General features: G+C 60.0%; 20 protein-coding genes. 11 read left to right on the top strand and 9 right to left on the bottom strand.

All coding sequences use genetic code 11. The features are described 5' to 3' along the window. The first annotated feature begins 26 nt into the window (after positions 1-26). Positions 27-767 (top strand): SDR family oxidoreductase, encoded by a 741-nt coding sequence (locus JQ848_RS00140; RefSeq protein ID WP_003437932.1) that lies wholly within the window; start codon positions 27-29, stop codon positions 765-767. A 91-nt stretch (positions 768-858) separates the two neighbouring features. On the opposite strand, the gene betT is transcribed toward JQ848_RS00140, so the two are convergent. The 3 genes from betT to JQ848_RS00125 all read right to left on the bottom strand — a co-directional run bounded on the left by betT (position 859) and on the right by JQ848_RS00125 (position 4,443). Continuing rightward, complete coding sequence (gene betT / locus JQ848_RS00135; protein ID WP_202210156.1) at positions 859-2,856, bottom strand: choline transporter BetT; 1,998 nt, start codon at positions 2,854-2,856, stop codon at positions 859-861. Positions 2,857-3,176: 320 nt separating this feature from the next. After that, on the bottom strand, positions 3,177-3,503 hold the full coding sequence (locus JQ848_RS00130) for a DOPA 4,5-dioxygenase family protein (RefSeq protein ID WP_202210155.1): 327 nt from the start codon (positions 3,501-3,503) through the stop codon (positions 3,177-3,179). A gap of 28 nt (positions 3,504-3,531) precedes the next feature. Further along, positions 3,532-4,443: a choline sulfate utilization transcriptional regulator gene (locus JQ848_RS00125; RefSeq protein ID WP_010656731.1), complete on the bottom strand. Its 912-nt coding sequence runs from the start codon at positions 4,441-4,443 to the stop codon at positions 3,532-3,534. A 112-nt stretch (positions 4,444-4,555) separates the two neighbouring features. On the opposite strand from JQ848_RS00125, the gene betC reads away from it, so the two are divergent. Together betC and JQ848_RS00115 are read left to right on the top strand one after the other, a co-directional pair. Beyond that, entirely contained in the window at positions 4,556-6,064 is a 1,509-nt protein-coding gene (gene betC, locus JQ848_RS00120; RefSeq protein ID WP_202210154.1) for a choline-sulfatase, read from the top strand. 146 nt (positions 6,065-6,210) lie between these two features. Further along, positions 6,211-7,779, top strand: a complete 1,569-nt coding sequence (locus JQ848_RS00115) for a SulP family inorganic anion transporter (RefSeq protein WP_202210153.1) — start codon at positions 6,211-6,213, stop codon at positions 7,777-7,779. 84 nt (positions 7,780-7,863) lie between these two features. On the opposite strand, the gene aroE is transcribed toward JQ848_RS00115, so the two are convergent. Then, positions 7,864-8,685 carry a shikimate dehydrogenase gene (gene aroE, locus JQ848_RS00110; RefSeq protein WP_003437938.1) on the bottom strand — a complete coding sequence of 274 codons (822 nt, stop codon included), beginning with the start codon at positions 8,683-8,685 and terminating at the stop codon, positions 7,864-7,866. Then, positions 8,685-9,611, bottom strand: a complete 927-nt coding sequence (hemF, locus tag JQ848_RS00105) for an oxygen-dependent coproporphyrinogen oxidase (RefSeq protein WP_003437941.1) — start codon at positions 9,609-9,611, stop codon at positions 8,685-8,687. The genes aroE and hemF overlap by 1 nt, the downstream gene beginning before the upstream one ends. Positions 9,612-9,772: 161 nt before the next feature. On the opposite strand from hemF, the gene JQ848_RS00100 reads away from it, so the two are divergent. Beyond that, positions 9,773-10,750: an NADPH:quinone reductase gene (locus JQ848_RS00100; protein WP_003437943.1), complete on the top strand. Its 978-nt coding sequence runs from the start codon at positions 9,773-9,775 to the stop codon at positions 10,748-10,750. A gap of 120 nt (positions 10,751-10,870) precedes the next feature. On the opposite strand, the gene JQ848_RS00095 is transcribed toward JQ848_RS00100, so the two are convergent. After that, positions 10,871-11,428: an L-threonylcarbamoyladenylate synthase type 1 TsaC gene (locus JQ848_RS00095; RefSeq protein ID WP_010656728.1), complete on the bottom strand. Its 558-nt coding sequence runs from the start codon at positions 11,426-11,428 to the stop codon at positions 10,871-10,873. 35 nt (positions 11,429-11,463) lie between these two features. Further along, positions 11,464-12,561 carry a DNA-processing protein DprA gene (dprA, locus tag JQ848_RS00090; RefSeq protein WP_037001082.1) on the bottom strand — a complete coding sequence of 366 codons (1,098 nt, stop codon included), beginning with the start codon at positions 12,559-12,561 and terminating at the stop codon, positions 11,464-11,466. Between the two features lie 396 nt (positions 12,562-12,957). Here dprA and def point away from each other — a divergent pair, with 396 nt between their 5' ends. From def to JQ848_RS00065, 5 genes are all read left to right on the top strand, one after another. Beyond that, the gene (gene def / locus JQ848_RS00085) at positions 12,958-13,464 is read left to right on the top strand and encodes a peptide deformylase (protein WP_003437949.1); all 507 of its coding nucleotides are present in this window, start codon (positions 12,958-12,960) and stop codon (positions 13,462-13,464) included. Positions 13,465-13,675: 211 nt separating this feature from the next. Then, complete coding sequence (fmt, locus tag JQ848_RS00080; RefSeq protein ID WP_003437951.1) at positions 13,676-14,635, top strand: methionyl-tRNA formyltransferase; 960 nt, start codon at positions 13,676-13,678, stop codon at positions 14,633-14,635. Then, positions 14,632-15,942, top strand: coding sequence for a 16S rRNA (cytosine(967)-C(5))-methyltransferase RsmB (gene rsmB / locus JQ848_RS00075; protein WP_003437953.1), 1,311 nt, complete (start codon positions 14,632-14,634; stop codon positions 15,940-15,942). The genes fmt and rsmB overlap by 4 nt, the downstream gene beginning before the upstream one ends. 19 nt (positions 15,943-15,961) lie before the next feature. Then, positions 15,962-17,338, top strand: coding sequence for a Trk system potassium transporter TrkA (gene trkA / locus JQ848_RS00070; protein ID WP_003437955.1), 1,377 nt, complete (start codon positions 15,962-15,964; stop codon positions 17,336-17,338). 10 nt (positions 17,339-17,348) lie between these two features. Further along, entirely contained in the window at positions 17,349-17,660 is a 312-nt protein-coding gene (locus JQ848_RS00065) for a hypothetical protein (protein ID WP_160626466.1), read from the top strand. A gap of 80 nt (positions 17,661-17,740) precedes the next feature. Here JQ848_RS00065 and JQ848_RS00060 read toward each other — a convergent pair whose 3' ends face one another. Then, on the bottom strand, positions 17,741-18,628 hold the full coding sequence (locus tag JQ848_RS00060; RefSeq protein ID WP_003437960.1) for a lysophospholipid acyltransferase: 888 nt from the start codon (positions 18,626-18,628) through the stop codon (positions 17,741-17,743). A gap of 76 nt (positions 18,629-18,704) precedes the next feature. Then, positions 18,705-19,262, bottom strand: a complete 558-nt coding sequence (locus tag JQ848_RS00055; protein ID WP_202210152.1) for a DNA-3-methyladenine glycosylase I — start codon at positions 19,260-19,262, stop codon at positions 18,705-18,707. 81 nt (positions 19,263-19,343) lie between these two features. Here JQ848_RS00055 and glyQ point away from each other — a divergent pair, with 81 nt between their 5' ends. Together glyQ and glyS are read left to right on the top strand one after the other, a co-directional pair. Continuing rightward, positions 19,344-20,297, top strand: coding sequence for a glycine--tRNA ligase subunit alpha (glyQ, locus tag JQ848_RS00050; RefSeq protein ID WP_003437964.1), 954 nt, complete (start codon positions 19,344-19,346; stop codon positions 20,295-20,297). Then, on the top strand, positions 20,294-22,348 hold the full coding sequence (gene glyS / locus JQ848_RS00045; RefSeq protein ID WP_003437966.1) for a glycine--tRNA ligase subunit beta: 2,055 nt from the start codon (positions 20,294-20,296) through the stop codon (positions 22,346-22,348). Before glyQ ends, glyS begins: the two co-directional genes overlap by 4 nt. Positions 22,349-22,353 lie beyond the last annotated feature (5 nt).

The raw sequence follows: 22,353 nt of genomic DNA, 5'->3' as shown, positions 1-22,353 counted from the left end.
CGCCAAATCCACTATGGAGTGTTGCCATGAGTACTTCTCTGCCTAAAGTCGCGCTGATCACGGGTGCATCCCGGGGCATCGGTGCCGTGATTGCCAGACAACTGGCCGGCGAAGGGTTTGCCGTCGTTATCAACTATGCCAACAGTGCCGACGAAGCTTCAGCCCTGGTTGCTGAACTGCACAGTGCGGGGCATCAAGCCATTGCCGTACAGGCCGATGTGGCCAGTGCCGCGGACGTCGCGCGGCTGTTCGATGAGGCTGAAGAGCAACTGGGCAAAATCGATGTGCTGATCAATAACGCAGGCGTGCTCAAAGTGTTGCCGCTGGCGCAACACAGCGATGAACTGTACGAACAGACCTTCAACATCAACACCCGGGGTACTTTCAACACCCTGCGCGAAGCGGCCACCCGGCTCAACAGCGGCGGGCGCATCATCAATTTCTCCAGCAGTACGGTGGGCATGAATTTGCCGGGCTATGCGGTCTATATCGCCAGCAAGGCAGCGGTCGAGTCGCTGACCCAGGTGTTTGCCAAAGAGTTGCGTGGCCGGCAAATCACAGTAAACGCCGTGGCACCGGGGCCAGTGGCGACGCAACTGTTCATGCAGGGCAAGACTGAAGAGCAGATCCAGAGCTTCGCCAAAATGCCGCCCCTGGAACGCTTGGGGCAGCCCGAAGACATCGCCAGAATCATCTCGTTTCTGGTGAGTCCGGCGGCGGAGTGGGTAAACGGGCAAGTGCTGCGGGCCAATGGCGGACTGGTTTAAAGGCCAGTGGCGGGCAAGCTCGCTGCTACAGGATTTTCACCGTTCCTGCAGGAGCGAGCTTGCTCGCGTTGACCTCGATCCGTTACCCGAATCAGCGAACCAGGTGTAAGAACTGCATATGGCGTTCGTACTGGTCGAGGATGTCGTTGATGATTTGCTCTTTGGTGTAGCCAGTCAGGTCATAGTCCTGACTGCCTTCACTCAAGTGCACTTCAGCACGGTAGTAGCGGCGGTTGCGCAATTGCTCTTTTTTGCCAAAACCGCCCCGGGCGAATGACGGCGTGAAGTAGCCGCGCATCTGCACCTGGTAGATGAACGGGTGTTCCTCACCATGGCCGATTTCCAGACTCACGTTGTCGTTGGCCGGATCCGGCTGGGTGACGACGTTAAGTCCTTTTTCCCGGAACACCGCACTCACTTCTTCAATCGCCGGGCGCACCGTGGTGTCCATAAAGCGGTACACCTCGTCACGGGACGGGAAGTGCACAGCCTGGCTCAAGCGTTGACGCCAGCCGCCACGACGGGCGTGAGACACCGGCGCCAGTGAGTGCATCTGCGCAATCTTCTTCTGCGACTCGAGGTAGAACGCCTTGTGCAGGCCCCACATCATCAGCAGCAAAATCAGCGAGAACGGCAACGAGGTGAGCACGACCGCTGACTTCAGCGCATCGATGCTCCCCGAGAACAGCAGCGCGCTGGTCACCAGGGCCGTCATCGCGCCCCAGAACACCCGCAGCCATTTCGGACCGTCTTCGTCGGCATTGTTGCCACGCGCAGAGAGGGTAGAGAGCACCACAGTGCCGGAGTCAGCCGAGGTCACGAAGAACACGAAGCTGATGAACACCGTCACCGCAATCACGGTCCGGCTCCACGGGTAGGTTTCAAGCAGCAGGTATAGCGTGCGCGAGGGATCGTCGATGGCCGACTGGCCCAGGGCAATCATGCCGTGGTTGAGCACTTGATCAATGGCACTGTTACCGAAGATCGACATCCACGCCAAAGTGAAGCCCAGCGGGATCAACAGCACCCCGAACACGAACTCGCGGATGGTGCGACCACGGGAAATGCGCGCAATGAACAGGCCTACAAACGGCGACCATGCGATCCACCAGGCCCAATAGAACACAGTCCAGCCACCCAGCCAGTCGCTAGGTTTGTCGTAGGCATACACATCGAAACTCTTGGTCGGCAACGCGCCCAGATAGTCACCGATGTTCTGCACCAGGGTGTTGAGCAAATGCTGGGTAGGGCCGGCGAACAACACAAACAGCAGCAGCGCACAGGCCAGCAGCATGTTGATGTCGGACATAACCCGTACACCCTTGTCCACACCGGCAATGGCCACCAGAATTGCAGCGCCCATCATCAGGGTGATCAAACCCACCTGCACCCACTGGGTGTGCGGCAAGCCAAACAGGTAGTCGAGTCCGGAATTGAGGTGCAACACCCCAAACCCCATGTCGGCCCCCAGACCAAACACCGTGGCAATGATGCCGAAGCCATCCACGGCGTAGCCGATGGGCCCGTTGATGCGTTTGCCGATCAGCGGGTACAACGCCGAACGTAGCGCCAGCGGCAGGTTGTGGCGATAAGCGAAGTACGCCAGCGCCATGCCGACAAAGGCAAACACACCCCAGCCATGCAAGCCCCAGTGCAAAAACAGCAACTGCATGCCCTGGCGCGCAGCCTCTGACGTACCGGCCGGGCCTTGCGGCGGGGCGAGCATATGGGTCAGGGGTTCGGACACACAGAAGAAAAATAGCGTGATGCTGATCCCGGCGGCAAAGAGCATGCCCGCCCAGGACAGGTAACTGAACTCGGGCTCATCATGATCGGCCCCCAGCTTGATCTTGCCGTAGCCAGACAAGGCGGTGGTGATCACAAAGATCAGGTACAGGGTCATTGCCAGCATGTAGTACCAGCCGACCGTATTGGCCGCCCAGTTTTGCGCCGCCAGCAGCCATTCACCGGCGGCTTGTGGTGTGGCAATAACCACTAACCCAAAGATCAGGATAAACGCGGCAGCAAAGTAAAACACCGGCGGGTTCATGCGAATTTGAGACGTCTCTGACGTCACTGGAGCACTCATTGGATGTGCACCTTGTAGAGGTAAAACGAGAGCAAAAAGAGCGCGTTCGGCAAAGGTAAGCCTCCTGTTGTGAGCGGGCAGCGGACCACCGTTTAACTTGAATAACCGTTCAAGTTAAACATGGATGGCCTTTTAGAACTAATCACTGCCCTCAGCTTCACGTGTCATACGTTAGCTCATGGAAAGCTATGACACATGGCCATGACCAACGTTCAGCCGTTATAGCGTGGGGCTATCAGGCTTTTGCCGGCCATCAGGATTTGCAGGAAATTACCGGGGTGAAAAAAAGCTGAATTTTTTTTTAACCCGCCATGTTTTGATCAAAAAACAGCCAGATTCAAGGGTCGTACCGCCCCCATCCAGATCCCGTGATCGGTGTGGTCCAGCAGGTCATGGCCGGTATCGGGATGCAAAAACACCACCAGGCCCTGGCGGTTCAATGCCAACCAGGGCAGCACTACGCCGATCAACTCGGGGCCGAAGGCCAACTGGCAACTCCAGTCCGGGTGCGGACCGACCGGGCGCTCGTGAACCCGGCCCATGGTGAGGCCGAACAGCTGCGCAGCCTCTTCACACAAGGCCCGCGCCTGCCCGATGGTCGTGGCGTCGAAATATACGTGGGCGTGGTAACCCTTGATGCGTTGCATGAAGATTCTCCTGCAGGAAATGAGTGAGCTATCGCTCGGCATTCTGCTCCGCCAGCATCCAGTCGACAAAAACCTGGGCCAGCCGGTTACGTCGTTTGCGCTGCGGCATCACCGCGTAATAACCGCTGGCCGATTGCGCCGATTCAGCAAAAGGCCGGCACAGAACCCCTTGTTCCAGCAAGTTATCCACAAGGTGCTTCCAACCGATGGCCATGCCTTGACCGGCAATCGCGGCCTGGATCAGCAAGGTGTAGTTGTCGAAACGCAGCTGGCCGGGGGCAGGCGGCGGGCCGAGCTTGAGGGCGTCAAACAGCCTGTACCAGTCAAACCACTGGCGGGCATGTTCGCCGCGCAATTGCAGCAACGGGAAGTCCCCCAGGGCCCGGGCCGATAACGGCAGTGTCTGCCCGGCCAGTAAGTGCGGACTGCATACCGGGAACACTTCTTCATTGAATAGCCATCGGGATTCACCCTGGCTGAAGCGCCCCTGACCAAACAGCACCCCCACATCGATATCACCCTGCAGCGCATCATGGCTGCGCTCACGGGTTACCAGACTGACGTCAATTTGCGGCCAGGCCGCATGAAAACGTGGCAGTCGGGGCATCAACCAATAGGCAGCAAAGGCAAAATCGGTAGCCACTTGCAGCACTTCACGGTCCGGTTGTTCGCTTAACGCCTGCAAACCCGCGTCTATTTGCTGCAAACCTGCCTGCACCTGCAAAAACAGGCCAAGCCCGGCCTCGGTCAGGGCGATGCCGCGGTAGATGCGGTCAAACAAGCGAATCCCCAGGCGCGACTCCAGGCGTTTGAGCTGCTGGCTGACGGCCGGCTGGGTAGTGCCCAGCTCCAGGGCTGCCGCGGTAAAGCTGCGGTGGCGGGCGGCCGCTTCAAAGGTGCGCAACAGGTCCAGAGAGAGATCGCCCAAGGCTTTATACATTAGCTGTGCTTATCCTAGTCATTGCGATCCATGGGTTTTACCACGAGTTATCCGGCCATCATGCTGACAGTCAGCACTTTCGCATAAATATTCACCATGAAAGGCCGCCCCCATGTCAGGTAAAAATATTCTCTTCATCATGGCCGATCAAATGGCCGCCCCGTTGTTGCCGATCTACGGCCCGTCCCCGATAAAACTGCCGAACCTGAGCCGCCTGGCTGAGCAGGGCGTGGTGTTTGACGCCGCCTATTGCAACAGCCCGCTGTGTGCGCCCTCGCGTTTTACCCTGGTCAGCGGCCAGCTACCGAGCAAAATCGGCGCCTACGACAATGCTGCGGACTTGCCCGCAGATGTGCCGACTTACGCGCACTATCTGCGCCGTATGGGGTATCGCACCGCGCTGGCGGGCAAGATGCACTTTTGCGGGCCCGACCAGCTGCATGGTTTTGAAGAGCGCCTGACCAGTGATATTTACCCCGCCGACTATGGCTGGTCGGTCAACTGGGATGAGCCCGATGCTCGCCCCAGCTGGTATCACAACATGGCCTCGGTGCTGCAAGCCGGGCCGTGCGTGCGCACCAATCAACTGGATTTCGACGAAGAAGTGCTGTTCAAGGCCCAGCAATACTTGTTCGACCATATTCGCCAGGACGGCGACCGGCCGTTTTGTCTGACGGTCTCCATGACTCACCCGCACGACCCGTACACCATCCCCAAGCCGTATTGGGACATGTACTGCAACGAAGACATCCCGTTACCCGAAACCCCGCCCCAGGCCAGCCTTGACCCGCATTCGCAACGTCTGCTCAAGGCCTACGACCTGTGGGACAAACCGCTGCCTGTGGATAAAATTCGCGACGCCCGCCGTGCGTACTTCGGCGCCTGCAGCTACATCGACGACAATATCGGCAAGCTGCTGCAAACCCTTGAAGACACGGGGCTGGCCGATAACACTGTTATCGTGTTTTCCGGCGATCACGGCGACATGCTGGGCGAACGCGGGCTCTGGTACAAAATGCACTGGTTCGACATGGCCGCCCGGGTGCCGTTGCTGGTGTACGCACCAGGGCAGTTCGAACCGGCCCGGGTTGGCGCCGCGGTATCCACTGCCGATCTGTTACCGACCTTTGTCGAGCTGGCGGGCGGTACGTTAGAGGCCGGGCTGGACCTGGACGGACGCTCGCTGGTCTCGCACCTGCGAGGCGAAGGCGGGCATGACGAAGTATTTGGCGAGTACATGGCCGAAGGCACGATCAGCCCGCTGATGATGATCCGCCGTGGTGCCTACAAGTTCATCTATAGCGAAGACGATCCGTGCCTGCTGTTTGATTTGCACAACGACCCGGGTGAACGCGAAGAGCTGAGCCAGTGCCCCGGGCACCAGTCACTGTTCAACGACTTTTTGGCCGAGGCCCGGGCCAAATGGGATATTCCGGCGATTCACCAGCAAGTGCTCGCCAGCCAGCGCCGCCGTCGCCTGGTTACCCAATCGCTGGCCACAGGCAAGTTGACCAGCTGGGATCACCAGCCCTGGGTCGACGCCAGCCAGCAGTACATGCGCAACCACATCGACCTCGACGACCTTGAGCGCAAGGCGCGTTATCCACAGGTCGGCGGCTAAAGCGACGGGCAATCCGCAGAAGCGAGCTTGCCTCGCGATAGCCTGAGGGACGCCTCGTTTATTCAGCAAACAATGCGTTATCGTTAACAACCATCGCGAGGCAAGCTCGCTCCTGCAGAGAATCTGTTTAACCCGACGAGAGCCCCATGGCCTGGCCCAAATACACCCACCTGCTGCCATTTTTAAGCTGGCTGCCAAAACAGACCCGCGTCAGCGTCAGCCGCGATGCACTGGTGGGCCTTAGCGGGGCGATTCTGGCGTTGCCGCAGTCCATCGCCTACGCGCTGATTGCAGGCTTGCCCCCCGAGTACGGGCTGTATGCGGCGATTGTGCCGGTGATCATCGCCTGCCTGTGGGGCTCATCGTGGCATTTGATCTGCGGCCCGACGGCGGCGATTTCCATCGTGCTGTATGCCAGCGTCAGCCCCCTGGCAGTGCCCGGCACGCAGGACTACATCAGCCTGATTCTATTGCTGACGTTTCTGGCCGGAATTTTTCAGTGGCTGCTGGGCATGTTGAAATTCGGCGCGCTGGCCAATTTCGTATCGCACTCGGTGGTGGTGGGCTTCACCCTGGGCGCCGCCATTGTGATTGCTCTGGGCCAATTGCCGAACGTGCTGGGCCTGCATTTATCGAGCAAGGCCACGGCCCTGGATAGCCTGTTGACCCTGATCGCCCATATTCGCCAATTTGATCCCGCCTCGCTGGGGCTGGGTCTGGGCACCCTGGTGCTGGGCATCGTGCTCAAACTGTGGGTGCCGCGCTGGCCCACCTTGCTGCTGACTCTGGGGCTTGCCAGCCTGGCGGTATGGCTGCTGCCCGGGGTATTTGGCCATGTCGAACTGGTGCAGTCGTTTGTCGGCCGCTTGCCGCCCTTCAGCCCCTTGCCCCTGGATCTCGAGACGGTCCTGCGCCTTCTACCGAGCGCCGTGGCGGTGGGCATGCTGGGGCTGGTCACCAGCTTGTCGATCGCCCGATCGCTGGCGACACGTTCCCAGCAAATGATCGACGCCAATCAGGAAAGCCGGGCACAGGGTTTGTCCAATGTGGTGGGTTCGCTGTTCTCGGGGTATCTGTCGTCGGGCTCGTTCACACGCTCGGGGCTGAGCTATGAAGGGGGCGCCAGCTCACCACTGGCCGGGGTGTTTTCCGCGCTGTGGGTCACGTTGTTTGCGGTGGCGGGTTCGAAACTGATCGCACACATTCCGATCCCGGCGATGGCGGGCAGCATTTTGCTGATCTGCTGGGGCCTGGTGGACACCCGGGGCATTCGCGCGCTGTGGCGGGTCAGTCGTGCCGAGTTCGTGGTGATGGCGCTGACATGCGTCGCCACCCTGTTGCTGGAGCTGCAAACAGCGATTTATGCCGGAGTGCTGGCCTCGCTGTTTTTCTATCTCAAACGCACTTCACGTCCACGCATTCAACAGTGGCGCGATGGCGACGAGGAGATTCTACGGGTAGGCGGCTCGATTTTTTTCGGCGCCAGCCATTACCTGCAAGTACGCCTGCAACGCACCCAGGGGTTGCGGGTGGTGATCGATGCGCAGCACATCAACTTTATTGATTACTCGGGGGTAGAAATGCTCCACCAGGAAGCACGACGCTTGCGCGGCCTGGGCCGTAGTCTGACCTTGCGCCGGGCACGGCCGCAGGTGGTGGAGGAATTGAAAAAACTCGAGGGGCCGGACAGCTGCCCGATTTCTTTTGAGGGTTAAACCTGTACCCCTGTAGGAGCGAGCTTTTGAACCAGCAGCCAAGAGCTCGCGAGCAAGCTCGCTCCTACAGGATTGGGGTGGCGGTTACAGCGCCAGTAACCGGCGCAGTTCAGCCAGTGCTGGCGCCGTATCCGGGCGCACTCCGCGCCACAGGAAGAACGCTTCGCCCGCCTGCTCGGCCAGCATCCCCAGACCGTCCATGACCTGACCCGCGCCGTGCTCGACCGCCCACGCGCAAAACGGCGTCTGCTGCTTGCCGTACATCATGTCGTAGCACAGGGTTTTACCCGGCTCGATCAGGCTGCTGGCAATCGGCGGCAATTCTCCGGCCAGGCTGGCCGAGGTGGCATTGATGATCAGGTCGACCGGTTCGCGCAGCCAGTCATAGCCGCTGGCGGCCACTGGTCCCAGATCGCTGAACAGTTCGGCCAGTACTTCGGCTTTTTCTACCGTGCGATTGGCTATGGTGACCGACGCCGGCTGCTCGGCTAGTAAAGGTTCGAGGGCACCCCTTACTGCACCCCCGGCGCCCAGCAGCAGAATGCGTTTGCCCTTGAGACTGAAGCCCGCATTCACCGTCAAATCACGCACCAGCCCCGCGCCGTCGGTGTTGTCACCCAGCAATGTGCCGTCAGCCAGTTTGCTCAGGGTGTTGACTGCGCCAGCCCTTTGCGCCCGCGGCGTAAGGCTGCTGGCCAGACGGTAGGCGTCTTCCTTGAAGGGCACCGTGACGTTGGCGCCGCGACCCTGGCGAAAAAACGCCGAAGCACAGCCAGCAAAATCATCCAGCGGCGCCAACAAGGTCTCGTACTGCATGGACTGGGCAGTCTGCTCGGCAAACAGTCGGTGCAGTACCGGGGATTTGCTGTGGGCAATCGGGTTGCCAAAAACCACGTAACTGTCCATCAGACAGGTTCCCCGGACAATGCCAGCCAGTCACGATCTTGCAGAAAATAGTCGGTAAGACGTGCTTCTTCGCTGCCAGGTTCGGCTTTCCAGTCGTAACTCCAGCGAACTTGCGGCGGCAGCGACATCAGGATCGACTCGGTACGGCCGCCTGATTGCAGGCCGAACAGGGTGCCACGGTCATAGACCAGGTTGAACTCGACGTAGCGGCCACGGCGAAACTCCTGGAACTCACGCTGCTTGACCGTGTATTCGTCGTTTTTGCGGCGTTGAACAATCGGCAGATAGGCGTCGATATAGGCGTCGCCAATGGCGCGAATAAAGGCAAAGCAGGTGTCGAAGTCCCACTGGTTCAGGTCATCAAAGAACAGGCCGCCGATACCGCGGGGCTCGTTGCGGTGCTTGATGTGAAAGTAGCTGTCGCACCAGGCCTTGTAGCGCGGGTACACGTCTGCGCCAAAGGGTGCGCAGGCCTGTTCGGCCACCCGGTGCCAGTGCACGCAGTCTTCTTCAACGGCGTAGTAGGGGGTGAGGTCAAAGCCGCCGCCAAACCACCACACCGGCTCTTCGCCTTCTTTTTCGGCAATAAAAAAGCGTACGTTGGCGTGGGACGTCGGCACATGGGGGTTGTGCGGATGGATCACCAGCGACACACCCAGGGCTTCAAAACCACGTCCGGCCAGTTCCGGGCGATGGGCGCTGGCTGAAGGCGGCAAGCCGCTACCAAATACGTGGGAAAAGTTAACCCCGCCTTTTTCAATCAGGTTGCCGTTTTCCATCACACGGGTGCGACCCCCACCGCCTGCCGGGCGCTCCCAGGCGTCTTCGACGAACGGGGTGCCACCGTCTTCAGTCTGCAGAGCAGCGCAAATGCGGTCTTGAAGGTCGAGCAGGTAGGCTTTTACAGCCTCGGTGCGGGTAGTCATGACATCACCTTAAATCGGGCCAAGCGACGCGGCACATCATTCAGAGCGGGGCCGGCGGCAAAGGCCGCTAGCATAACACCGCACCCAGCTTCACCGCAGTTGACGAAGATCACGCTTAAGCGTTGGATAGTGGCCTCGTCAATTCAGCAAGGACAGTGCAGATGGCTAAGCGTATCCAGTTTCGGAACCACGGCGGACCGGAAGTACTTGAGTATGTCGACTACCAGCCCGCAGAGCCGGGCCCGCTGCAAGTGCGCGTACGCAACCAGGCCATCGGCCTCAACTTCATCGATACCTATTACAGAAACGGCTTGTACCCGCTACCCGAGCTGCCGTCCGGGCTGGGCAATGAAGGCGCAGGCATTGTCGATGCGGTAGGCAGTGAAGTGCACAACGTTAAAGTCGGCGATCGTGTGGCTTACGGCACCGGACCGCTGGGCGCGTACAGCGACTTGCATGTATTGCCTGCCGCCAACGTGGTGAAGCTGCCTGAGGACATTTCGTTTGAGCAAGCCGCTGGCGTAATGCTCAAAGGGCTGACCACCCAATACTTGCTGCGCCAGACCTACGAACTCAAAGGCGGTGAAACCATTCTGTTCCACGCCGCCGCGGGTGGCGTCGGGTCGATCGCCTGCCAATGGGCAAAAGCCCTGGGCGTGAAGTTGATCGGCACTGTCAGCTCGGCAGAAAAGGCCGCCCACGCCAAAGCACTGGGCGCATGGGAAACCATCGACTACAGCCATGAAGATGTAGCCCGCCGGGTGCTGGAACTGACCGACGGCAAAAAATGCCCGGTGGTGTACGACGGTGTTGGCAAGGACACCTGGCTTACCTCACTCGACTGCCTGGCACCACGGGGGCTGATGGTCAGTTTTGGCAATGCGTCGGGCGCAGTGACCGGGGTGAACCTGGGGATCTTGTCGCAGAAGGGCTCGCTGTACGTGACCCGCCCGACCCTGGCGAGCTACGCCAGCAGCCCTGAAAAGCTGCAAGCGATGGCCGATGAGCTGTTCGGGATGATCCGCAGTGGCAAAATCCAGATCGACATCAGCCAGCGTTTTGCGCTGAGTGACGCGGCCAAGGCGCAGACCGAATTGTCGGCACGTCGCACCACCGGGTCGACCATCCTGGTGCCTTGATCCCCCCACCCCCCTGTAGGAGCGAGCTCCCATCTGTAGGAGCGAGCTTGCCTCGCGAGCTTTTAGCGATTTCGAGGAAAAGCTCGCTCCTACAGAGTCTGGGGCGCTGCTACAGGTTTGTTAAGACGGGCGTACGACCTTGCCGGTAGCCAAATCACGGATCAGGCTCGGATTTTTCCGTCCGCCCAGATTACCGCCCAATACATGGTCGACCTGCCCGCGAAAGTACTGCTCAACCTTCAACCGCGTGCGCGCAGCAGGCAATCCCGCAGGGTTGGCTGAAGTCGAAACGATCGGCCCCACCAGCGAACACAATTCGCGCACCTGGGGGTGATCGCTCACTCGCAAGGCCACGGTGTCGTGCACACCGGTGATCCATTGCGGCAACAAGCCCTGATGCGGCACCAGCCAGGTATTGGGCCCCGGCCAGGTACTGGCCATGCGGTCGAGCCATTTCTGCGGGAAATCCTCAAACAGAAAGTCGAACTGATGAATGTTGTCGGCCACCAGAATCAGGCCCTTATCCACAGGTCGCGACTTGATAGCCAGCAAACGCTCAACTGCTTCTTCGTCCCACGGGTCGCATCCCAAACCCCAAACAGCTTCGGTTGGATAGGCGATCACCGCGCCTGCGCGAATGGCTCTTGCCGCTTGTTGGACGCGCCAGGTGCTGATCATTGAATGTCTCCGGATATGTGCTGTGCGCAGTGTACTTAGCTGGGGCGAGCAAACCAACGCCCCCCCTCCAGCACCACATGCCCCTCCAGCTCCAGTTCGGTCAACGCGGCGAGCAATCGGGGCAAGTCCCAACCGCTGGCGCTGACCAGGGCTTCGCTGGTGTGAGGCGCTGCCTGCAACAATTGCACTAACGGATGACAGACTGACGCGAGCTGATCCGTAGTGGTAATCGGCATCGAGCGCCAGCCACGCAGCTGTTCCAGAATGTGCTCGACGGTTTCCACCAGGGTGGCGCCATCGCGAATCAGTTGATGACAGCCCCGCGCGCCCGGATGATGGATAGAACCCGGCATCGCGTAAACCTCACGCCCCTGTTCGGCGGCCAGCCGGGCAGTGATCAGCGAACCGCTGGCGACACTGGCCTCGACCACCAGTACCCCCAGCGACAAGCCGCTGATAATGCGGTTACGGCGTGGGAAGTTGGCCGGCAGTGGCCCGGCGTCCAGAGGGAACTCCGAAACCACCGCGCTGCCACTGGCAATCATCGCATCAGCCAGGGCGCGATGGCGCTGTGGATAAAGTTTTTCCAGGCCGGTGCCCAACACCCCCACAGTCTGCCCGCCAATGCCCAGCGCCGCTTCATGTGCAGCAGCATCGATGCCCGCCGCCAGCCCGCTGGTAATCACAAATCCGGCCCCGGCCAGACAGCGGGAAAAGGCCGCAGCAGTGTCCAGACCCGGCCTTGATGCACGTCGGCTACCGACCATCGCCAATTGCGGTTTTTCCAGAATGCCCGGATCTCCCGCCACGAACAGCAACGGTGGCGCATCGCTAAGTTCCCCCAACAGGGCCGGATAATTTGCCCGGTCGTGCAGCAGCACATGCTGGCTGGAGCTCTCAAGCCAGCGCAATGCAGCGCTGGCACCGTCACGAACTTGCGGGCTGCGCCTGGCCTGGGCACAGCCCGCCGGCAACCCCAGGGCGGACCAGGCACTGGCGGGCGCGCTCAGCGCCGAGCTGGCCGAACCGAATGCACTGAGCAGGGTGTAAAAACGCCGGGGCCCGACCTCGGGCAAACGATGTAAACGCAGGCGGGCTTCGAGTTCGGCAGGGGAAATTTCAGGCAGCGGCATGGGATCATCCTTGATCGGTTTCAGCGCCTTCAAAGACAGCACAACCTGTGGATAAGTCTGTTGACAAGTTGTTTGGAAAACGCCCGGAAAGACCCTCCTGAACGGCCGGTCTGCCCTTGAAACAGCACGTGGAAACCCAATTTTAGTGAAGTGACTGGCAGAGCCGGCGGCCATAGGTTTCAAACTGCGACACACCCTGGCCCGGGCCAGTCGCGGGCAGCCCGGCAGCTAGTCGTTTCATCCGTTGCTGAATCCCTTTATTATGTGCGTTCGCGTGAAACGCCAGAGCCCGAGCGGGCTATCTCTGAAGGAGACGTTTTGCACAGGTTGCCCGATGTCCTCAGGACCACCTGACAACCGTTTATGAATCTTTCACACAGTGCATCAATCAAACTTATGGCTATTTTAAACATCCTCGAATTCCCAGACTCGCGTCTGCGCACCATCGCCAAACCCGTGGCGGTTGTGGACGACGAAGTCCGTCAGTTGATCGATGACATGTTTGAAACCATGTACGAGGCGCCGGGCATTGGCCTGGCCGCGACTCAGGTCAACGTGCATAAACGCATTGTCGTCATGGACCTGAGCGAAGACCGCAGCGAACCGCTGGTGCTGATCAACCCCGAGCTTGAAATGCTCACCGACGAGATGGGCCAGTATCAGGAAGGCTGCCTCTCGGTACCGGGTTACTACGAAAACGTTGACCGCCCGCAGCGGGTAAAAATCAAGGCGCTGGACCGTGACGGCAAACCTTTCGAAATGATCGCCGAAGGCCTGCTGGCCGTGTGCATCCAGCACGAATGCGACCACCTCAATGGCAAGCTGTTCGTCGATTATCTGTCTACGCTCAAGCGTGACCGGATCAAGAAGAAGCTGGAAAAACTGCACCGCCAGAACGCTTGATAGTCCTTATCTCAATTCTGTAGTCGCTGCCCAGGCACTAAGGCTGCGATCGGGCAGAGCCCGTAAAGCCCGCTATTCCCAAGTGCCTGGCATACCGAAGTTGAGTGATTGACGAGAGCTGCGTCGAACCTGATCGCAGCCTCGTACCTCGACAGCGACTACAGGCATCTATCGGGATTACTCCCGCCCCCCCATTCCAAGTGAGTAATTCATGACTGAGCCACTGCGCATCGTATTTGCCGGCACCCCGGAATTCGCCGCGGAACACCTCAAGGCGCTGCTCGACAGCCCTTACGAGATCGTCGCGGTCTACACCCAGCCGGATCGCCCGGCCGGGCGCGGGCAAAAGCTGATGCCGAGCCCGGTCAAGCAACTGGCGCTGGAACACCACATCGCTGTCATGCAGCCGCCCACGCTGCGGGCTCCCGAGGCTCAAGCCGAGCTGGCAGCCCTCAAGCCCGACTTGCTGGTGGTGGTGGCCTACGGTCTGATCCTGCCGCAAGTGGTGCTGGATATTCCGCGCCTGGGCTGTATCAACAGCCATGCCTCCTTGCTGCCACGCTGGCGCGGGGCGGCGCCGATTCAGCGGGCCATCGAGGCCGGCGATAGCGAAAGCGGCGTGACCGTGATGCGCATGGAGGCGGGTCTGGACACCGGCCCGATGCTGCTCAAGACCGTCACCCCGATCACCGGTGCAGACACAGGTGGCAGCCTGCACGACCGTCTGGCCGAACTGGGCCCACCTGCGGTGATTGAAGCAATCGCAGGCCTGGCAGCAGGCACGCTGCAAGGCGAAGTGCAGGACGACAGTCTGGCCACCTACGCCCACAAGCTGAATAAAGACGAGGCGCGCATCGACTGGAGCCGCCCGGCAGTGGAGCTGGAGCGTCTGGTTCGGGCTTTCAATCCGTGGCCGATTTGCCACAGCACACTCAATGGCGAAGCTCTGAAAGTACTGGCCGCCACTGTCGCCGACGCCCGGGGCGCACCGGGACAAATCCTCGCAGCGAGCAAAGACGGCCTGATCGTCGGCTGCGGTGAAGGCGCGTTGTGCCTGACACGTCTGCAATTGCCCGGCGGTAAAGCGCTGAACTTCAGCGATTTTTTCAACAGTCGCCGTGAGAAATTCGCCGTCGGCATTACCCTCGGTCAAACGGAAAGCGCGCAATGAATCCTCGTCTGGCCGCCGCCAAGGCACTGACTGCAGTACTGAACGGCAAAGCATCACTCAACAGCTCGTTGCCGCTGCAACTGGACAAGGTTGAGGCCCGTGATCGCGGCCTGACCCAGGATCTGGCATTCGGTACTGCCCGCTGGCAGCCACGCTTGTCGGCGCTGGCCAACAAGCTGCTGCAAAAGCCGTTCAAGGCGGCCGACGCCGATGTCGAGGCGCTGCTGCTGGTGGGTCTGTATCAACTGCTGTACACCCGCATTCCGGCCCACGCCGCCATTGGCGAAACCGTGGGCTGTGCTGACAAGCTGAAAAAACCCTGGGCCAAAGCCCTGCTCAACGCCGTGCTGCGTAATGCACAACGCGAGAGCGAAGCCCTGCTGACCGAGCTGGAGCACGACCCGGTGGTGCGTACCGCACACCCGCGCTGGCTGCAAAAATCCCTGAAAGCTTTCTGGCCGCAACAATGGGAAGCCATTTGCGCCGCCAACAACGCGCATCCGCCAATGATTCTGCGGGTCAACCGGCGCCATAAAACCCGTGATGCCTACCTGCAACTGCTGGTCGAGAGCGGTATCGAAGCTCAGCCCTGCGTGTTCAGCCAGGACGGCATTGTGCTGGCTGAACCCTGCGATGTACGCAACCTGCCGGGCTTTGCCGAAGGCTGGATCAGCGTGCAGGACGAAGCCGCACAACTGGCCGCCGACCTGCTGGACCTGGCGCCGGGCCAACGGGTACTTGATGCCTGCTGCGCCCCGGGCGGCAAGACCTGCCACATTCTTGAGGTCGAGCCAGAACTGGCCGGCGTAGTGGCGGTGGATCTGGAAGCCAAGCGCCTGGTACGGGTGCGGGAAAACCTTGAGCGTCTGGGCCTGAGCGCCGAACTGATTGCTGCCGATGGCCGTGACACCGCCACCTGGTGGGACGGCAAGCCTTTCCAGCGCATTCTGCTCGATGCACCGTGCTCGGCGACCGGGGTGATTCGTCGTCACCCGGACATCAAGCTGACCCGCCAACCGGACGACATTGCCGCACTCGCCACCCTGCAAGGTGAATTGCTGGACGCGATGTGGCCAACCCTGGAAGTCGGCGGCATCCTGCTCTACGCCACCTGCTCGACATTGCCGACCGAAAACACCGAGGTGATCGAGGCGTTCCTGGCCCGTACGCCGGGTGCGCGGGAGCTGGATATCGCCGGTCAGTTCGGCATCAAGCAGCCCCATGGCCGCCAGTTGCTGGCCCAGGAGGGCGGGCACGATGGCTTCTATTACGCCAAACTGATCAAGATCGCAGCCGCCCGCGGCTAATCGACAAAGGACTGACGGCATGAAAATCATCATCCTCGGCGCAGGTCAGGTCGGCGGCTCGCTGGCCGAGCATCTGGCCAGCGAAGCCAACGACATTACCGTGGTCGATACCGATGGCGATCGCCTGCGGGATCTGGGCGACCGGCTCGACATTCGTACTATTCAAGGCCGCGCCTCGCTGCCCAATGTGCTGCGTCAGGCCGGGGCCGATGATGCCGACATGCTGGTGGCAGTGACCAACAGTGACGAAACCAACATGGTGGCGTGCCAGGTGGCCTACACCCTGTTTCACACCCCGACCAAAATCGCCCGGGTACGTGAAGCCGCCTATCTGACACGGGGTGGCGAACTGTTCGATAACGACGCGATCCCGGTGGACGTGTTGATCAGTCCCGAGCAAGTGGTGACCAACTACATCAAGCGCCTGATCGAACACCCCGGCGCTTTGCAGGTTATCGACTTTGCCGAAGGCAAAGCCCAGCTGGTGGCGGTCAAGGCGTACTACGGCGGCCCTCTGATCGGCCAGCAGTTACGCCAGTTACGCGAACACATGCCAAATGTGGATACGCGGGTAGCGGCAATTTTCCGACGTGACCGTCCCATTACGCCCCGGGGCGACACGGTCATCGAGGCAGACGATGAAGTGTTTTTCATCGCCGCCAAGGCCAACATTCGCGCAGTGATGAGCGAAATGCGCCGCCTCGATGAAAGCTACAAACGCATTGTGATTGCCGGTGGCGGGCAGATCGGCGAACGCCTGGCCGAAGCCATTGAAAACCGTTATCAGGTCAAGATCATCGAGATGAACCCGGCGCGTTGCCGGTATCTGTCAGATACCCTGGACAACACCGTAGTCCTGCAGGGCAGCGCTTCGGATCGCGACTTGATGCTCGAAGAGAACATCGCCGATGCCGACCTGTTTTTGGCCCTGACCAACGACGACGAGGCCAACATCATGTCCTCGCTGCTGGCCAAACGCCTGGGCGCGAAGAAGGTGATGACCATCATCAACAACCCGGCCTACGTGGACCTGATCCAGGGCGGTGAAATCGACATCGCCATCAGCCCGCAACTGGCGACCATCGGCACCTTGCTGGCCCACGTGCGGCGTGGCGACATTGTCAGCGTGCACTCATTGCGCCGGGGCGCAGCGGAGGCCATCGAAGCGATTGCCCACGGTGATTCGAAGTCGAGCAAAGTGATTGGCCGCCGGATCGGCGAAATCCACTTGCCGCCGGGCACCACGATCGGCGCAATCATTCGCGACGAAGAAGTGCTGATTGCCCACGACTCCACTGTGATCAATGCCGGCGACCACGTGATTTTGTTCCTTGTGGATAAAAAGCATATTCGCGACGTGGAGAAGCTGTTCCACGTGGGCCTGAGTTTTTTCTAAGGAGTCACGGATGCTCGAATCACTGGAAAAAATGCTGGCCAAGGGTGTGGATAACTCACTGCTGCGCTTCGGCCTGGGCAAGGGTTATCTCGACCTTGGGGAAAACCTCAAGGCGGCGGAGCATTTACAGCGCTGTGTGGGGTTTGATCCCAAATATTCCGCGGCCTGGAAATTGCTGGGCAAGGCGCATCTGGCGGCAGGGGATCGCGGGGCGGCCCGCACGGCGTGGGAGCAGGGGCTTGAGGCAGCCCGAGCCCATGGCGACAAACAGGCCGAGAAAGAAATGACCGTGTTTTTGAAGAAGCTGGATAAACAGCTTTAACACCACTGATCTGCGTAGGAGCGAGCTTGCTCGCGAGCCCTTCGCACAGCTCGCTCCTACAGATACAGCGGTCTAACGCCCTAGTACCAGCGCGCCTCGCCAGGCGGACGCTTTTTGAAGCGCTTCATGCTCCACATGTACTGGCTCGGGTAAGCCCGTACATACTTCTCCACCACCTGGCTCATGGCTGCACACGAAGTTTCAGTGTCGGTGCTGTACATGGCTTCAGGGGCCGCCTCGAGAATCACCTTGAAACCCGAACCGTCCGGCAGGCGCAATGCGTGCAGGAATACCCCCACCGCTTTGCCACCCGCCAGCATGTTCGGCACGAACTTGCTGGTCAGGGCCATGGTGCCGAGGAATGGCACGAAAATACCGGCCGACTCAGCGGGTTCCGGGTCTGCCGGAATGCCTACCTGCCCCCCTTTGCGCACTTCCTTGATGACACTCAAAATGCCTTCTTTGGTCGACGCGGCCACGCGGTTGCCCAGCTGCACGCGCTGCTTGCGCAACAGTTCGTCTACCGCCTTGAGCTTGGGCGGACGGTAGAAAATGATCGGCTTGCACTGGCTGCAATAGAAGTGGTTGAGCACTTCCCAGTTGCCAAGGTGGCTGGTGATGCCGACGACACCTTTACCTGAGGCAAGGGCCTGCTTGAGCACGTCCAGGCCTTCGACTTCACGCACCAGGTCAATCGAACGCTGGGCGGGCCAGATCCAGGCGCAAGCGCTCTCGGTCAGGCTCTTGCCGATATCCTTGAGGCTTTGTCCCACCAGTTGTTCACGGGCCACCGGGTCCATCTCGGGGAAGCATTTGGCCAGGTTGATGCGCACCACCTCGCGCGAGCGATTGGGCAGTTTCCACATTAGCCAGCCGATACCGGAGCCGACCCGTTGAACCGCACTCCACGGGAGCATGGCGAATAACCGCAGAGCCCCGACCAGCAGGGCGCCTTTAAACTTTTCCACAGGGTTTTCTCTTTAAAAAAACGTTTTCTGCAGGGGCGAGCAAGCTCGCTCCTGCAGGTCTGTATTGGGCAGCATTCTAACCGCCGTTCGCCAGCTGAGCGTAGCGGTCACAGGTGGTGGCGTGATCCATGACCATGCCACTGGCCTGCATGAAGGCATAACAAATGGTCGGTCCGACGAACGTGAATCCGGCTTTTTTCAACCCTTTGCTCATGGCTTCAGCCTCTGCGGTGACGGCCGGAAACTCATGGCGTTCAGTGAAGTGGTTGATCTTCGGTTTGCCGCCCACAAAGGACCATAGATACTCGACCGGGTTATCCAGCGCCAGCCAGGCCCGGGCGTTACGCCTTGCCCCGGTAATTTTCAGGCGGTTACGGATAATCCCGGGATCGAGCATCAAGGCCTCGATTTCGGCATCGATCATGGCTGCCAGACGCTGCACATCAAAGCCGAACATGACCTTGCGATAGTGCTCGCGTTTGCGCAGAACAGTGATCCAGGACAAACCGGCCTGGAACCCTTCGAGCAATAACAACTCGAAGAGCCCATGCGCGTCGCGCAACGGCACGCCCCACTCTTGATCGTGGTACGCCGCATACAGCGGGTCTTCTGGACACCAGAAACAACGTGGCATATAGGCTCCAAGGGGTGGAGGCGCGACCGAATCGGGTATACTCCCGCTCTTTAAATCGCAGCCCAAGAAACAGGTGAATTTGTGAGCCAGCCTACGCCAGCAGTGCGTACCTTCCAAGACTTGATCCTCGCCCTCCAGCAATACTGGGCCGAGCAAGGTTGTGTGGTGCTTCAGCCCTACGATATGGAAGTGGGCGCCGGCACATTCCATACCGCCACGTTTCTGCGCTCTCTGGGCCCGGAAACCTGGAACGCCGCTTATGTGCAGCCCAGTCGTCGTCCGACTGACGGCCGCTACGGCGAAAACCCGAACCGTCTGCAGCATTACTACCAGTTCCAGGTAGTACTCAAGCCCAATCCGCCTAATTTTCAGGAGCTGTACCTGGGCTCGCTGAAGCACATCGGCCTGGATCCGCTGGTGCACGACATTCGTTTCGTGGAAGACAACTGGGAATCGCCGACACTGGGCGCCTGGGGTCTGGGCTGGGAAATCTGGCTCAACGGCATGGAAGTCACGCAGTTCACTTACTTCCAGCAAGTAGGCGGCATCGAGTGCTACCCGGTAACCGGCGAAATCACCTACGGCCTCGAGCGTCTGGCGATGTACCTGCAGGGTGTGGATTCAGTCTACGACCTGGTATGGACTGACGGCCCGTTCGGTAAAGTGACCTACGGCGACGTGTTCCACCAGAACGAAGTCGAGCAATCGACTTACAACTTCGAACACGCCAACGTCGACAAACTGTTCGAACTGTTCGATTTCTATGAAAGCGAAGCCAAGCGTCTGATCGAGCTCGATCAACCGCTGCCGCTGCCAAGCTACGAGATGGTGCTCAAGGCATCCCACACGTTCAACCTGCTGGATGCGCGCCGGGCCATTTCGGTCACTGCACGCCAGCAGTACATCTTGCGTGTGCGGACCCTGGCGCGCTCGGTGGCCCAGGCGTATCTCGAAGCCCGCGCCAAGCTCGGCTTCCCGATGGCTCCACCTGATTTGCGTGATGAAGTGTTGGCTAAGTTGGAGGCTGCACAATGAGTGCTCAAGATTTTCTGGTTGAACTGGGCACTGAAGAACTGCCGCCAAAAGCCCTGAATACCCTGGCCGAAGCTTTCCTGGCCGGGATTGAAAAAGGCCTGCAAAGCGCAGGTTTGAAATTCAGCGCGAAAAAAGTTTACGCCGCGCCCCGTCGTCTGGCCGTGCTGCTGACTCAGCTCGAAACCCAGCAACCGGATCGCAGCATCAACATCGACGGCCCGCCGCGCCAGGCCGCCTTCGATGCTGAAGGTAACCCGACCCAGGCGGCCCTCGGGTTTGCCAAGAAATGTGGCGTTGAACTGAGCGAAATCGATCAGAGCGGTCCAAAACTGCGTTTCAGCCAGGTCATCGTCGGCAAGCCGACCGCCAGCCTGCTGCCGACCATCGTTGAAGACTCGCTGAACGATCTGCCTATTCCCAAGCGCATGCGCTGGGGTGCCCGCAAGGTCGAGTTCGTGCGTCCGACCCAATGGCTGGTGATGTTGCTGGGCGATGAAGTCATCGACTGCACGATCCTGGCTCAGAAATCCGGTCGCGACTCCCGTGGTCACCGCTTCCACCACCCGGAAAGTGTGCGCATCAGCGCTCCGGCCAACTACCTCGAAGACTTGCGCCAAGCCCACGTGCTGGCGGATTTCAACGAGCGTCGCGAGTTGATTTCCAAGCGTGTGGCCGAACTGGCAACCATGCAGGAAGGTACCGCAATCGTGCCGCCAGCCCTGCTGGACGAAGTGACCGCGCTGGTTGAGTGGCCGGTACCGCTGGTGTGCTCTTTCGAAGAGCGCTTCCTCGATGTGCCGCAAGAAGCCCTGATCACCACCATGCAGGACAACCAGAAGTATTTCTGCCTGCTGGACGTTGATGGCAAGTTGCTGCCGCGTTTCATTACTGTGGCCAACATCGAGAGCAAAGACCCGCAGCAGATCGTCTCGGGTAACGAGAAAGTGGTTCGCCCGCGCCTGACCGACGCCGAGTTTTTCTTCAAGCAAGACAAAAAGCAGACTCTGGAAAGCTTCAACCTGCGCCTGCAAAACGTAGTGTTCCAGGCGCAACTGGGCAGCGTTTACGACAAGGCGGTGCGGGTTTCCAAGCTGGCAGCGTTGATTGCTCCGCGCATTGGTGGCGACGCACAGCGCGCAGCCCGTGCCGGCCTGCTGTCCAAGTGCGACCTGGCCACTGAAATGGTCGGCGAGTTCCCGGAGATGCAAGGCATTGCCGGTTACTACTACGCCCTCAACGATGGCGAGCCGCAGGATGTTGCGCTGGCATTGAACGAACAGTACATGCCACGCGGTGCTGGTGCCGAGTTGCCGGGTACCCTGACCGGCGCGGCAGTGGCCATTGCTGACAAGCTCGACACCCTGGTCGGTATTTTCGGCATCGGCATGCTGCCTACCGGTAGCAAAGACCCCTATGCACTGCGTCGTGCAGCGCTGGGTATCTTGCGGATACTGATCGACAAGAAACTCGACCTCGACCTGACCGAAGCGGTGAACTTCGCTGTCAGCGCATTCGGCGCCAAGATCAAGTCGGCCGGCCTGGCTGACCAGGTGCTGGAGTTCATCTTCGACCGCCTGCGTGCGCGTTACGAAGATGAAGGCGTGGACGTCGCCACTTACCTTTCGGTACGTGCGTTGAACCCGACCTCGGCACTGGACTTCGATCAGCGTGTGCAAGCAGTACAGGCCTTCCGTCAGTTGCCGGAAGCCGCCGCCCTGGCCGCGGTGAACAAGCGCGTATCGAACCTGCTGAGCAAAGTTGAAGGCACGGTTTCGACCCATGTCGAGGCACGTTATTTCGATAATGCCAGTGAGTTCTCGCTGTTCTCGGCCATCCAGAAAGCCGACGAAGCAGTACAGCCAATGGCAGCTGCCCGCCAGTACAACGAAGCGCTGACACGTCTGGCATCGTTGCGCGAGCCTGTGGATGCGTTCTTTGAAGCGGTCATGATCAACGCTGAAGACCCGAGTGTGCGGGCTAACCGCTATGCACTGCTGGCGCGCTTGCGCGGTCTGTTCCTGGGCGTTGCCGACATTTCGCTGCTGGGCTAAGGGGT

Origin of the sequence: Pseudomonas paraversuta (assembly GCF_904067025.1) — a bacterium.
Lineage (GTDB): Bacteria > Pseudomonadota > Gammaproteobacteria > Pseudomonadales > Pseudomonadaceae > Aquipseudomonas > Aquipseudomonas paraversuta.
This window is presented reverse-complemented; position numbering and strand designations above follow the sequence as displayed.

What these genes read in the sequence shown, in the direction of transcription:
- betC (WP_202210154.1), top strand. Translation starts at nt 4,556, where the DNA reads ATGTCAGGTAAAAATATTCTCTTCATCATGGCCGATCAAATGGCCGCC.
- def (WP_003437949.1), top strand. Translation starts at nt 12,958, where the DNA reads ATGGCTATTTTAAACATCCTCGAATTCCCAGACTCGCGTCTGCGCACC.
- JQ848_RS00100 (WP_003437943.1), top strand. Translation starts at nt 9,773, where the DNA reads ATGGCTAAGCGTATCCAGTTTCGGAACCACGGCGGACCGGAAGTACTT.
- JQ848_RS00115 (WP_202210153.1), top strand. Translation starts at nt 6,211, where the DNA reads ATGGCCTGGCCCAAATACACCCACCTGCTGCCATTTTTAAGCTGGCTG.
- JQ848_RS00095 (WP_010656728.1), bottom strand. Translation starts at nt 11,428, where the DNA reads ATGATCAGCACCTGGCGCGTCCAACAAGCGGCAAGAGCCATTCGCGCA.
- aroE (WP_003437938.1), bottom strand. Translation starts at nt 8,685, where the DNA reads ATGGACAGTTACGTGGTTTTTGGCAACCCGATTGCCCACAGCAAATCC.
- JQ848_RS00140 (WP_003437932.1), top strand. Translation starts at nt 27, where the DNA reads ATGAGTACTTCTCTGCCTAAAGTCGCGCTGATCACGGGTGCATCCCGG.
- trkA (WP_003437955.1), top strand. Translation starts at nt 15,962, where the DNA reads ATGAAAATCATCATCCTCGGCGCAGGTCAGGTCGGCGGCTCGCTGGCC.
- betT (WP_202210156.1), bottom strand. Translation starts at nt 2,856, where the DNA reads ATGAGTGCTCCAGTGACGTCAGAGACGTCTCAAATTCGCATGAACCCG.
- JQ848_RS00055 (WP_202210152.1), bottom strand. Translation starts at nt 19,262, where the DNA reads ATGCCACGTTGTTTCTGGTGTCCAGAAGACCCGCTGTATGCGGCGTAC.
- dprA (WP_037001082.1), bottom strand. Translation starts at nt 12,561, where the DNA reads ATGCCGCTGCCTGAAATTTCCCCTGCCGAACTCGAAGCCCGCCTGCGT.
- JQ848_RS00130 (WP_202210155.1), bottom strand. Translation starts at nt 3,503, where the DNA reads ATGCAACGCATCAAGGGTTACCACGCCCACGTATATTTCGACGCCACG.
- JQ848_RS00065 (WP_160626466.1), top strand. Translation starts at nt 17,349, where the DNA reads ATGCTCGAATCACTGGAAAAAATGCTGGCCAAGGGTGTGGATAACTCA.
- hemF (WP_003437941.1), bottom strand. Translation starts at nt 9,611, where the DNA reads ATGACTACCCGCACCGAGGCTGTAAAAGCCTACCTGCTCGACCTTCAA.
- JQ848_RS00125 (WP_010656731.1), bottom strand. Translation starts at nt 4,443, where the DNA reads ATGTATAAAGCCTTGGGCGATCTCTCTCTGGACCTGTTGCGCACCTTT.
- fmt (WP_003437951.1), top strand. Translation starts at nt 13,676, where the DNA reads ATGACTGAGCCACTGCGCATCGTATTTGCCGGCACCCCGGAATTCGCC.
- glyS (WP_003437966.1), top strand. Translation starts at nt 20,294, where the DNA reads ATGAGTGCTCAAGATTTTCTGGTTGAACTGGGCACTGAAGAACTGCCG.
- rsmB (WP_003437953.1), top strand. Translation starts at nt 14,632, where the DNA reads ATGAATCCTCGTCTGGCCGCCGCCAAGGCACTGACTGCAGTACTGAAC.